We start from the raw sequence: 12,712 nt of genomic DNA on the forward strand, positions 1-12,712 counted from the left end.
AAAAAAGCCATCCGGGATATTCCCGGATGGCTCTGTCATCACTCTTTTTATTCGCGTGCTTCGATTAATTGTTGACGGTGACCGTACCCGCGGTACCTGTTTCATTGCCAAAATCGGCGTAGGAGTCATCGATCAATTGATCGACAAGAATCGTGATTGAGGTTGTCCCCGCAGCCATGGCGGTCCAGTTTACTCTCAGGACATAGAGGTCTTCTCCCGGTCCGGTGCCGTTTGTGTCAAACCCGCTGATTCGGAGTATAGCATTGCCGTTGTTGACTGCGGCCACGAAGCCGTCCGGGCCCGCTTCTACTCCGTTTGTTCCGATATTCGCGTTGACACTGAGTATGACTGAATCGTATGAAAGATCGATACCGTATGCGGCCAGTCTATGCGTACCGGCGTTCATATGGACTTCGGTGGTGAAATTATCGCCCACTGTGACACTCTGGCTTGAGGGAACGATCCATACGCCCCCGACAATGCCGGATGCATCAGGATGCTGGGTCGCTGTCGGTGCCGGTGTCGACGTCGGTGCCATTGTCGGCGCCGGAGTCGGTTCTTCCGTGGGAACCGGAGTTTCGGTCGGTACCGGAGAGGGGCTTGGTATCACCGTTGGTTCAGGTCCTTCTACAATATTAATCGAATATGTTATGCTGTATATATTTGTTTCGATGTCATTTGCATCCGGCCCAACCAAAGCATTTAAGTCGAACGTCATAGATGTCTCTCCAATATCGACAGGTATCCAGTATATTGATACGATATGGAGATCCTCACCCGGGCCCGTCCCAATGGGATCAAAACCACTCATAACAAGCGATCCCGGATTGTTATAATTAATTGCAGACACAAACCCGTCCGGTCCTGCAAAGACACCGCTTGATTCGTGATTTGGATCGATCGCGATCATGGAATCATCATAACGTACAGTAAACCCGAATGCGAGAAGCGGAGTTGTACCGGTATTCACATGGATTTCCGTGGCGAAATTGGTACCAATAACGGCAGTCTGGGTCTCAGGGACTATCCATAAGTCTCCCGCATCGTGTGTCCCACCCCCCCCGCCGGGTACCGGCGTCGGTTGCGGTACCGCCGTGGGGACGGATGTCGGGATATCAGTCGAAACCGGTGATTCGGTTACGACAGGCGGTTCAGTCGGCTCGGGTGTTTCCGTCGGTTCCGGGGTCGGCGGCTGGGTCGGCGGATCGGTTTCCTCAGGCGGCGGATCGCCCGTGATGGTAACAAGCCCGTCGATACCCAGAGGCATGCTGATTATTTTCACGCTGCTGTCGGCCAGGGTCCGTATATCGAGGTCGATCGGCGTGATCCCGCCGTACAGGGCGGTCCATTGAATCCTGCAGAAGGTGATATCTTCACTCGGGTCAAGGCCCTCGTTCGCGAATCCCGCGGTACGCAGCTGACCGGGTATACCGTAGTTTGTCGTGGTCTCGAAAATTTCCGGTTCATCGATAATGGCATCCGCGGAAAGAAGCCGGGAATCGTAGAAAACATCGATACCGTAAGCGGCAAGCCGCTGGTCGCCGCTGTTAATATGGATTTCGGTAAAAAAGGTTTCACCCTGTTCCACCGTCAATTCCGATGGAACGAACCAGACTTCACCCGAACCGGGAATCGGGCCCGGCGTGGGCGGAGGGGTCGGCGTCACTTCGGGTGTGGGCGTCGGGACCGGTGTCAGCGTTGGAACTGGTGTTTCGGTGGGTTCGGGCGGCGGTTCCCCGATGATGATGATTTCCGTGTCGATACCGATTGGAACGCCGACGTGGTTTGTCGACAGGTCGGCGAGCGTCCTTACCTCGACATCGAGGGGCGATGTTCCGCCGTAGAGGGTGTCCCATACAATGGAAACAAACGAGAGGTCCGTTCCCGGCCCCCATCCCTCGACATTGAACCCCGAAAACCGGAGTGTCCCCGGCATGTCGTAATTGACAGCCGTCGCGTAGCCGTCGGGTCCGTCAATCAGCTCGACGACGGAAATAAGTTCGGGATCGTAGTTGATGTCGAACCCGAAAGCGCCGACGGTCTGGTCCCCGCTGTTGATATGGAGGACGGTCGTAAAGGTGCTCCCCTGGTCGACCGTTGCTGCCGGAAGTTCGAGCCATACCTCGCCCGCGCCCTCGATCGGGCCCGGTGTCGGGGCGGGGGTTTCCGTCGGGACGGGCGTGGGTTCCGGAGAGGGTGTGGCGGTCGGTATTTCCGTCGGGGTGGTCCCCTGTACGACACTGATTGAACAGGTTGCCGGTTCAGGCTGCGGGAACATTGATGTGTCGGGCGCGACCAGCATGTTGATGTAGGCGGTCACCTCCATCTCTCCCTCCGCGATCGGCATCCAGTGTATGGTTATAAGGTGGAGGTCTTCGCCCGGACCCGTTCCCGAGACATCGAACCCGTTTGCCAGGACGACGCCGGGATTGTTCACGTTGACGGAGGTAACGAAACCGTCCGCGCCGGCTTCGACGCCATTCTGGCCGATATTCGAATAGACCGTCATCGTATCGAAATTGTAGGCGATGACCATGTCATATGCCCCTACCGCCGTTTCGCCCGAATTGAGGTGCAGTTCGATCTCGAACGGTACGCCGGCTTCGGCGGATATGCTTTCGGGGACAAACCATACGTCACCGAGACCTGGCAGCGGTTCGGGAGTTTCAGCAGGCTCCGCCGTCGGTTCGGGCGGTAATTCGGCCATCAATCCGACATAGTATTGGGCGACGAGGAGTGCATCGATGATATTGAGCATCCCGTCGCCGTTCGCGTCGGCCTGGCCGGCGTTGTAATTGGCCGGGTTCAGACCGACGAATTGTTGCGTCATGATAAGCGCGTCCACGATGTTAATGAGGCCGTCCGCGTTAACGTCCCCCGTGACCGGGTTGGGAAAGGGTGTCGGCGACGGGGTTGGCGCGGCACCCCCGCCGGTGACGACGACATTCGCCTCGATGCTCCGGACCGCTCCGAAGTCGATTGTGTTGACGTCCACCATGGTGAGTATTTCGATATACACCGGCGTCGTTCCCGTTCCCACCGCTATAAAATGGACGATGAGGAAAAGGAGATCGTCCGACGGGCCTTTACCCGACGTGTCGAAACCGGAGACCTGGATAAGTCCTTCCACCGGCGACATGCTGCTCGCCGCGATAAAACCGTCCGGTCCCGCCTCGATGGCGCTTTCATAATCGCCGTTCAGACTGATAACGGCGGGCGTGTAGTTGATCCGGAATGAATAAGCCGCGACTGTGGCGCTTCCGGTATTGACATGAACGGCCGCGTCGAACTCGTCGCCGACCGAAAACGACGACGCGGGGACTTCCACCCAGACATCGCCGTCAAGCGAACCCGGTGCCGGTGGATCCGTTACGTCCGGCGGATTCGTTATCGGCGGCGGGTCGGTTACGGCCGGGGCGTTCGTCACCGACGGCGGGTTTGTCACGGGCGGGAATCCCGTCGGTGACGGCTCCCCGGGCTCTACGGTCACCAGCGGCGTCGGTTCGGCCGCCGTGACCGTCACGTATCCATTGCTGCCGACCGGGTTCCCGATCGTGTTTGTGCTGGGGTCGGCGAGCTGGTCGACCGATACTTCGAGCACGGCCAAACCTGGATTGAGTGCCCGGAAGTTGATTTTCAGGAAATTCAGGTCCGTTCCGGGACCGGTGCCCGTAACATCGAACCCCGTCATCCTGATAAGGCCCGGTATGCTCGCGGCGGCGGCGGAGATAAAGCCGTCCGGGCCCGCTTCAGCACCGTAGAAGTTTCCGATCGATGAATTCAGCGTGATAACCGATTCGTCGAAGGTGACATCGATACCGTACGCGGCGATTTTCTGCGTTCCCGTGTTCAGGTGAAGTTCGACGGAAAAATCATTGCCCGCCGGAACGTCGATTGAAGACGGAACGACAAAGACCTTACCGGCGTAATCAACCGCGTCCGTCGGGACGGGTGCGGGGGACCACACCGGGGTCGTTTCCGGAGTAGCCGGTTCGGGCGTGGGTGTGATCTCGGCGGCGCGTGCGCTCTCGTCGGGACCCGTTCCCGAAGGCGTGAAATTCCCGTTCCGGGTCAGAATGATTTTGTCGATCATCGCCCCGTCTTCCCTCATATAGATATTAAGCGTCTGAACGCCCGCTTCCAGATCGAACTGGCGGGGACATCGCGCCCATTTCCACGTAAAGGACATCCCGTAATGCCATTCATAGGTCCCCCCGTCATTGAGGGCTGGAGAACAGGAATCGTCGCTTCCCGAGTTCCCCGCTTTGCGTGCCCAGAGGGAGTAGGTTCCCGGTGTGGCAACGGACACGGCGTACGTGACGGCGGGCGCGTTCTTGGAGCCCTTCGCATTGAGGCCCCTATTGGGAAGCGCCCTCATGTACCACCCGTTGCTTGCCCCCCTGACCGAGGCGTTTTCTTTCCATTCCGAACGTGAAAAATATCCGGAGCCGGGAATCTTTTCCGTATAATGCTCGGCTTCCATCACGATGGTCCCGTCCGCCTCGACAAAGATCCCCGCTTCCGGAGTTTCCGGGACGGGTACGGGCGTCGTTATTGCCGGCGCCGGTGTTTCGGGATCCGGATTCGGGGTGGGGTCTTCAGAGGGGGATGAACCGCCGGGTTCCTTCCCCCATACGAGCGTCCCGTCAAAGAAAAGCGAGATGTTTTGCCAATCGGTATAAAAAAAGAAGGATTTGTTGTAGGAATAATCGTTGCTTTCGTCGTAATTCGACCAGTCATCCTTGTTGAAACGAACCATGATAGGTCCAGACTGGCTTCCCGGAGCGAGTGTTCCGGCGCCCGGGGTGAAGGTTATCTCGAGATACCCTTCACGGAAAGATCCGATGATATTGGAACCACCGATCTGAGCCCAGTCGACATTGAATGTTTCATCCGCCAGGCCTTCTTTTGTGTAGTAATATCGAACGGTACAATCGGTGAGGGAGACGGATGCACTCCCCGTGTTGACGATATTCAGGTGTGGCTTGATGTGGTTGTCTGTCGTTGCGCCAAAATCGCCGCACAGATATTGAACTTTCAGATCTGCCGCAAACGATAACGATGCGACAATAAGCATGACAATACATAAAAAAATCGTTTTTTTCATACTTTTTATACCTCCGTTTTTTAATATTTTTTTATTATCACGATGTTTCTTTTTTTTGTCGTCCGAACATACCCGAACGGACGTTTTTTTTAATGCCCATGCCCCGCGGCCGTGATATTTACGGGCATTCGTCTATTACCATATTAAATATGGCCATTAAGATAACGGCGTATCTTATCATAAAAAGGGGAAAAATGCAAATATTTTATTTTAAAAAAATATTGTTTTTACACTTTATATGCAAGAATGAATCCGTTTCCGGCCCGGGGATAAAATAACGATTGTTTTCCGTTCCTTTTTATGATAAAATGAAAAAAATCGTGAAAAAAAAACGTATCGATAAAAAGGGGGATTAAAAAATGAAAAAGGCTTTTTTTCTGCTGTTTATGTTGATACCGATATGCCGGTTTGCCGGCGCGCAAGAAATCGTCGTCCGGTATATGTGCGGCGAACCCACCGAATTTTTCTACAAGATACGCCCTTTTATCTCCCTTGTGAATCGTGGTGAGACGGCTGTATCACTCGCGGGATTACGTGTCCGCTATTATTATACAAAAGAAGGGTATGTGGATCAGAAACTTACGTTCGACTGGACGCCCTCACAGAACGCGTCCGGGGCGTTTCACGACGGATATTTCGAGTTGAGTTTCGCATCCGGGACCCTCGCACCGGGAGAAGAGACCGGAGGATTTCAGATACGCATCGAAAAGGACGGGGGCGGTTATTTCGACCAGTCGGACGATTACTCGTTCGATCCCGATATCGTTTCATATGAGGATTATGAAAAAGTGACCCTTTACCGTGACGGCACCCTCCTCTGGGGTGAGGAACCCCCTTCGCCGCCCGAACCGGCGCCCCCGCCGCCCGCCGGGGACGACTGGCTTTCCACCGACGGCAGCAGGATTGTCGACAGGAACGGTAATTCGGTGAGGCTTACCGGTATCAACTGGTTCGGGTTCGAGACATCGGTGAACGGGTTCTACAATTTCGACAAAATAAACTGGCGATATGCCGTCGAGACCATGACATCGCGCGGATTCAATATCATGAGGCTTCCCCTCTCCGCGGAATTGGTCAATCAGTGGCGCTCGGGTCAGGATCCACTCGTCAATCATGTGGACGGAAAAGTGAACTGGGACATTGACGGGGTCTCGAGTCTCACCCTTTTGGATCTTGTGATCGATTACTGCCAATCGCTCGGGATGAAGATCATGTTCGACATGCACGGGATCGCCAAGGGCCAGAATGAAGCGGTCTGGGGTTCCGTCTCGAATCTGCAGTCGGCGTGGCAGTGGCTCGCGGAACGGTACAGCGTAAACGATACGATAGTCGCCGTGGATCTGTTCAATGAACCACACGGCCAGCCGTTCGGAAACGATCCGGCGGCCGCGAAATGGGACGGTTCGCAGGACGGTAATAACTGGCGAAAGGCGGCCGGTGACATCGGGACGGCAATACTTTCGAGAAACCCGAATCTTCTCATTCTGGTCGAAGGGATCGAATGTTACCCGATGCCCGGTTATACCTACGCGACGGCCGACAAATTTACCTCCTACTTCAACTGGTGGGGCGGTAATCTCCGGGGCGCGGCTGATTATCCTGTGAATCTCGGTTCGCATAATGACAAACTGGTCTATTCCCCCCATGATTACGGACCGGATATCCACCTCCAGCCATGGTTCGTGGACGGATTCACCGGACAGCGGTTGTATGAAGAATGCTGGGGGCCCAACTGGTTCTATATTGCGGAGCGGAATATGGCGCCGGTACTCATCGGGGAGTGGGGGGGAAAGCTTGCCAACGCAAACAACAGGCAGTGGCTTCAATACCTTTCCGATTTCATCGCCGACGAAGGGCTCCACCATACCTTCTGGTGCCTCAATCCCAACTCGGGGGACACGGGTGGGATACTGGGAGACGACTGGAATACGGTCGATGAAACCAAATACGGCATAATAGAGCCGACACTCTGGCAGAATGGCTCGGGAAAATACATCGGACTCGACCATGAGATCGTCCTTTATTCGACGGAAACGGGAACGAATGTGTCCGCCTATTACGGAATTCCGTCACAAACATCACCCCCCACAACGCCGCCGACCTCCCCTCCGGCCGTCACGCCGACCTCCCCTCCCGCACAGACCGCGGGAACCGGTGAGACCGGCGACGTGAATGCGGACGGTGTCGTCAATATCGTCGACGCGCTTTTAATCGCCCAGTATTATGTCGGGCTCGATCCGGCCGGTTTTTTTACCGAGTATGCCGACGCGGATTGCGACGGGAGTATCGGTATTGTCGACGCATTGCTCGTCGCGCAATATTACGTGGGATTGACAGACGAACTCTGCTGATATCGGGGTAATATGCTTACCATTAAAACCGTGTATATCCTCAGGAATTCATTGAGGCTAAATAGGGGGAATTCCCTTATGGTCGATGAATATGCGGCGCAGTACCTTTATAAATGGAGGGGATGAAATAACAAAATTTTTTAAAAAAGAGGGTTCTATTGTGGATGAGAAGAGAAAGTATGATAGGGCGCCCCTGACGACATTAATCGATTATCATGGCGTGGTGGAGGCGGAGGCAAAGAATATTAGTGAAGGCGGGCTTTGTCTGACGTCCAAATTCCCTTTTTCGGTCGGAACACCCCTGTTCCTCGCCGTTTTGCTGCCTGAAGTCGGGACGCTCAATATTATCGGAAAAATCATCAGGTGTCACACGATAAAACAGGAAACATACGAGTGCGGGGTGAAATTTGTTTCTCTTCTTCTTGTCGACAGACAGAAAATACAGAAATATGTCTATGACAGACTCAAAGACGAATCGGACCGGCGAAATAATCCGAGGATCGAGATCGATCTCTATGTGGATTATTCCGTTCCCATCAGAACCGGGGTCAAAAACTATAATTCTGAAGGGCTGTGCATAATCACCCACGAACAATTCAGAAAGGATAATATCATTCTTCTGATCTTTACCGTCAACGACAATAAAAAGTTGTGTGTCTACGGCAAGGTCATCTGGAGCAAACGTCTGAGTGGTGATATATACGAGACCGGAATAAAGTTCTGGGAAATGAACAAGCACGATCTCAATACATTACTCGAATATTTTCACCTCAATAATGTGGAACAAACAAACGAACTTCGTTGATATATCAATATCTCATCTTCAGTATAAACGACCCTTTGAAACGGCCTGTCTGACTCATGCGAGTCGTGCGCACGGAACACGGGATATCGGATAAATATCAGAAAAGGTGCGGTTCCTCGGAAAGCATTTTGAGATAGACCATAATGGGATCGTAGATGAGGTTTGCAGGATCTTTCTTTTTTTTCAGGAGGGAAATCGACGCTTTCAGTTCATCCTTGTCCAGCCAGAATCCCCTGCATGAAGTGCAAAAATCAAGAATAATCGATTTGTCCTGCGGCAGGGCCACTTTTTTCATCGCTTTTCCGCAAAGGGGACAATCACGCTCGGGATATTTGTCACCATGAATCCCGGCATCATAGGCGGTGATATTGTATTCCATTTTCCTTTTTCCGCTTTCCGTCAGCCTGTCCAGTTCGCCCTGGTCCAGCCAGAGACCCGAACATGCGGGGCACCGATCGATTTCGGTATTTTTGAGTTTTTCCTTTACCAGTATTTTATGACAGCTTGGACATTTCATGGTTTCCTCCTCGAAATTTTGTTGTTATCATATTCAATTATATAAAAGAATCGCATCATGTCAAAACGAATTATACTCCTCTGTTTTGAGTTTGTCAGTTTCTTGCACTTGGCTATTCCGTCTAATTCGTTATAATAAAAGAAACTGACAAACTCATTACAATCGGAAATACTGACAATTTAATTAATTGTCAGTATATGAAACAGGGATTGCCGGTCATGGCTATTCCGCCAGGTAAACGACCGGCGGTGTGTATTTATGAAACTTCTTGCGAGTTTCCGGTTTTAATTTTCTGAACACCTGGGGGGTGATGACAAAGCGTCCCCTGTAGTCGCCCCTGTCGATCAGAAAGGCGGTATTCACCGCGTCCCCAAGGATATCGATCGTATCGAAGGGTTTGAAGCGGGCGACAATCACCTCTCCGAAGTGAAGGGAAAAAGTAATCCTGTTACGTAAATTTCGCCTTGAAAATGAGGTTTCAATATCTTTTTTCAGTGAAAGGAGGAGGGCGACCCCCTCGTCCACGGCGTCTTCCGGGAAAATGATGAGTGCCGAATCGCCTATGTATTTGATGATTGATCCCGATGAGGTTTTAATCCGTTCGTTTACGAGTGATGTAAAATCATTCATCAGGCAGAGTACCGCTTCGATTCCCTTTTCCCGTGACAGACGGGCGAATCCCGTCACATCACATGTGCAAATGAGCGTATTTATTTTTTGTCCGCTTGGAATGGTTGAGAAATTCTTCATATGCCTTCTCCCTGTTATTATCGATTATACAGACGGCCTTTTAATCCGACAGTTTAAGGAGGTGTCGCCGGCCTTTTATATATCCGGCAGTTTTTCGGCAATCCCTGTCTTGAATAAGTATACCACGGGAGAACATCGAAGACAAGTGCAAAATATTTCATTAAGCCCTTATATTGTATACCGGGTGAAAAAAGTATAGATTTGACCATGATTGATTTTTTTTTATGGTGAAGAAATGAAGAAACGGTTGATCGAAACCTTTAATTCGATTGCCCCGCATTATGATGAAGAACGGCGGTCATTGATCCCCTGTTTTGACGATTTTTATTCCGTTATCGTGGAACTGGCCGCTTCCGGGAAGGAAAGGCCTGCGATCCTCGACATCGGGGCGGGAACGGGATTGCTTACCGGGTTTCTTTTAAAGAAATTTCCGAAAGCCCGGTTTACCCTTATCGATATTTCAGGCGAAATGCTCGAAGCGGCGCGCAGGAGGTTCAAGCGAAAAAAGAATGTAGGGATAATCCGGGCCGATTACGCACACCATGATTTTTCCGGATCCTTTGATATCATCGTTTCGGCACTTTCTATTCATCACCTTCATGACCGGGAGAAGGCATCTCTCTATAAAAGGATGTACGTGTTACTCAATGACGGCGGTATTTTCATCAATGGGGATCAATTCGCCGCGGCATCGCAGGAGAATGAACGTATCTGTCAAAGGCATTGGCGTGAATGCATTGAAACCTCTCCGTTGAGCAGGGAGAAAAAGGACGGTGCCTACGCACGCATGAAACTGGATAAAACGCGTACTGTTGATGAAAATATCGGCTGGCTTATGGATGCGGGATTCACTCATGTCGAGGTGTTTTATAAATACTTTAACTTTGGAGTGATGTATGGGAAAAAATAACAGGCCGGGTACCGGCGCTTTTCCATTTACAACCGTAAAGCATCTGTTTTTCTTCATCGGTGTGCTCGCCGTATCTCTCTTCGTCATCCCGCTGGTACCGAATCCCGGTATGAAGCTTGCTTTTCTCACTATTCCGGTTTCGGCTGCCATATTCCTTTATTTTGACAATTTCCGGATATTCGTTCCCACCCTCTTTTTTACCGTCTACGCGGCCGCGAGCCTCCTGACGCTGCCTGTCTTGGAACGTTTCGGCATCCACATACCCCAGATAGATTTTTTATTGCCGATTGCCGTCTATCTTGTCATCGTCTGCTGCAACAGGCGATTCCGGAAGGAAATAGACTGGTTGACCTGGGGCAGGCCGGATAAAACGACATGGTTACTGATCGTGCTGTTTACGCTTGCAAGTGTCGCGGGGCTTGTCGTCTGGGCGCTTATTTTCAGGCAGACATTGACGGAATTTTCGAAATTCATCCCGGAGGCGCCGCTCTTCCTCATTATCATCTACGGCCTCACTTTTCCTGTTTTTAATGCTTTTTTTGAGGAGTTTATCGCACGCGCCGTCATGTTCGACGGTTTTTCACGGATATTCGCTTCCATCGTTCCGGCCGTCCTTTTTCAGGCGATTGTTTTTGCCCTCTGGCATTACCGCGGGTTCCCCGGGGGCGTAAGCGGCGTGGTCATGGTATTTTTATGGTCCCTTTTCCTGGGATATGTGCGGTATCGATCGAAGGGCATGCTGGCGCCGCTTGTCGCGCATATATGCGCGGATGCGGCGATTGCGGTCATTCTTTTTTTTATCGTTGTTCTCCCCTCACCGATGTAAGGAAAAGAGAAGCGCGCCGATACGCGCCCGACGTGTCCTTACGGGGCGCCGACCTTCCCCATAAACAGGATCGACCCGGTATCATCGTGCCGGATGAAGAAGAGAAACGGCCTGTCGATGACGATTTTTGCTCCTCCCGGTACGGAAGTCTCCCCGAAAACGATTGCCGTCGCGGCTGCAGCTTCCGTTCCTTCTTCGTCGACGGCGACAAAAGCCTTGTGAAAAACGTTCGTGATCACGAGGGTGCGAAGGCCGTTGATTCCCGAGAAATCCGCCACGCCGTCGTTAAAGGCGTCCGTCATGCCGAGACCCTGAAGGGTGGTTTTGAGCGAATCGCCCCATTCAAAGCCGAATTTCGGCATGGAAATATCCACCATATATCTGCTCATCGATTCGACGATCGACGAGTATGTCTGTAAGGTGAGGCTGTTCTGGAATTCCTCGAAATATCCCTCTTCCGGGAGAATGATGATCATCGATGTTTTTTTGGTTCCCTCATACGGGAGTTTTACCGCTTTATATTCGCCCGGGACTTCATGGAAGTACGTTATCGTCGACTGATTCATCAGGGGAACGCTCGATACCGTTCCGTCGAGATTGTGGAAGACGCCGTCCGCCGTCTCCTCCGGCTCGAAGGGATCGAGCCATGCCGCCTTGAAGTAGATCGCATTGGTCAGGACGAGGCGGGTCAGCGCGTCTATCGAGCCCTCGGGGAGGAGATCTTCGATTTTTCCCTTTGTTTCGCCTTCGACCCACTCATTGATGAGCAGCCTGCACGCTTCCGGATTTGCTATAAAATCGACCGTATGCATCGCGGCCCCGTAGTGGAGGGCGAGAATGTCGAGGAAATCCTGCATAAAGGTGTAATCCCTCTGGCCCCAGGTACTGTTGGCGATATGGAGTTCGAGATCTTTGCCGGTGTATTCGTCAGGCTCGGGATTTGTTTCGGTAAGGGCCGCCTCCAGGGCGTTGAAGGCGTTGTGCAGCCGGTCTTCCGGGAGATCGAAGTGCATGGTCTGCGCGATCTGGGTTTCCGTGTTCCCGTTCGCCCCCGCGTAGCACATGCCGAACGCGATGGATATGCTCACCGGCGAGAAAAAGACATTGTCCTCCGAATCCTTTATCGCGCCGAAACAGTCAAAGGCAAAGAGGTTGTTTCCCTCGACGACCGCTTCCAGTTCCCCGTCCCGAAGATCGGGGTCCGTGATGCGTTCGAGTGACGAACCGACGATTTCCATTTCCCCGGTTTCGCCGGGAAAGGAGGTTATGAGGCCCACATAATACCGGGCGACGAGAAGGGCGTCGACGATATTTACCGCGCCATTGGCGTCGACGTCCGCCGCATCGGGGTCGAATCCGGACGGGTCAGCGCCCACGTAATATTGCGCGATCTTCAACGCGTCGAGGATATTGATCGCGCCGTCGCCGTTCACATCGCCCAATTGC

8 protein-coding genes are annotated in these 12,712 nt (G+C 52.5%); 4 read left to right on the forward strand and 4 right to left on the reverse strand.

The genetic code is table 11. The annotated features are described in order from the left end of the window. Nucleotides 1–64: 64 nt before the first annotated feature. Nucleotides 65–5,107: a hypothetical protein gene (locus JW881_17735; protein MBN1699366.1), complete on the reverse strand. Its 5,043-nt coding sequence runs from the start codon at nt 5,105–5,107 to the stop codon at nt 65–67. Nucleotides 5,108–5,466: 359 nt separating this feature from the next. Between JW881_17735 and JW881_17740 the strand changes: the two genes are divergently transcribed. Then, complete coding sequence (locus tag JW881_17740) at nt 5,467–7,458, forward strand: cellulase family glycosylhydrolase (GenBank protein MBN1699367.1); 1,992 nt, start codon at nt 5,467–5,469, stop codon at nt 7,456–7,458. 160 nt (nt 7,459–7,618) lie between these two features. Further along, on the forward strand, nt 7,619–8,263 hold the full coding sequence (locus tag JW881_17745) for a PilZ domain-containing protein (protein ID MBN1699368.1): 645 nt from the start codon (nt 7,619–7,621) through the stop codon (nt 8,261–8,263). Between the two features lie 97 nt (nt 8,264–8,360). Here JW881_17745 and JW881_17750 read toward each other — a convergent pair whose 3' ends face one another. Together JW881_17750 and JW881_17755 are read right to left on the reverse strand one after the other, a co-directional pair. Continuing rightward, nucleotides 8,361–8,780, reverse strand: coding sequence for a zf-TFIIB domain-containing protein (locus JW881_17750; protein MBN1699369.1), 420 nt, complete (start codon nt 8,778–8,780; stop codon nt 8,361–8,363). 222 nt (nt 8,781–9,002) lie between these two features. After that, the gene (locus JW881_17755) at nt 9,003–9,530 is read right to left on the reverse strand and encodes an adenylate/guanylate cyclase domain-containing protein (GenBank protein MBN1699370.1); all 528 of its coding nucleotides are present in this window, start codon (nt 9,528–9,530) and stop codon (nt 9,003–9,005) included. A gap of 235 nt (nt 9,531–9,765) precedes the next feature. On the opposite strand from JW881_17755, the gene JW881_17760 reads away from it, so the two are divergent. Together JW881_17760 and JW881_17765 are read left to right on the forward strand one after the other, a co-directional pair. After that, on the forward strand, nt 9,766–10,440 hold the full coding sequence (locus tag JW881_17760) for a class I SAM-dependent methyltransferase (GenBank protein ID MBN1699371.1): 675 nt from the start codon (nt 9,766–9,768) through the stop codon (nt 10,438–10,440). After that, a complete protein-coding gene (locus tag JW881_17765; GenBank protein MBN1699372.1) occupies nt 10,427–11,266 on the forward strand; it encodes a CPBP family intramembrane metalloprotease in 840 nt (279 codons plus the stop codon). Before JW881_17760 ends, JW881_17765 begins: the two co-directional genes overlap by 14 nt. A gap of 38 nt (nt 11,267–11,304) precedes the next feature. On the opposite strand, the gene JW881_17770 is transcribed toward JW881_17765, so the two are convergent. Next, nucleotides 11,305–12,712: hypothetical protein (locus JW881_17770; GenBank protein MBN1699373.1), on the reverse strand; the 1,408-nt coding region annotated here is incomplete at its 5' end.

This window comes from Spirochaetales bacterium (assembly GCA_016930085.1).
Classification (GTDB): domain Bacteria; phylum Spirochaetota; class Spirochaetia; order SZUA-6; family JAFGRV01; genus JAFGHO01.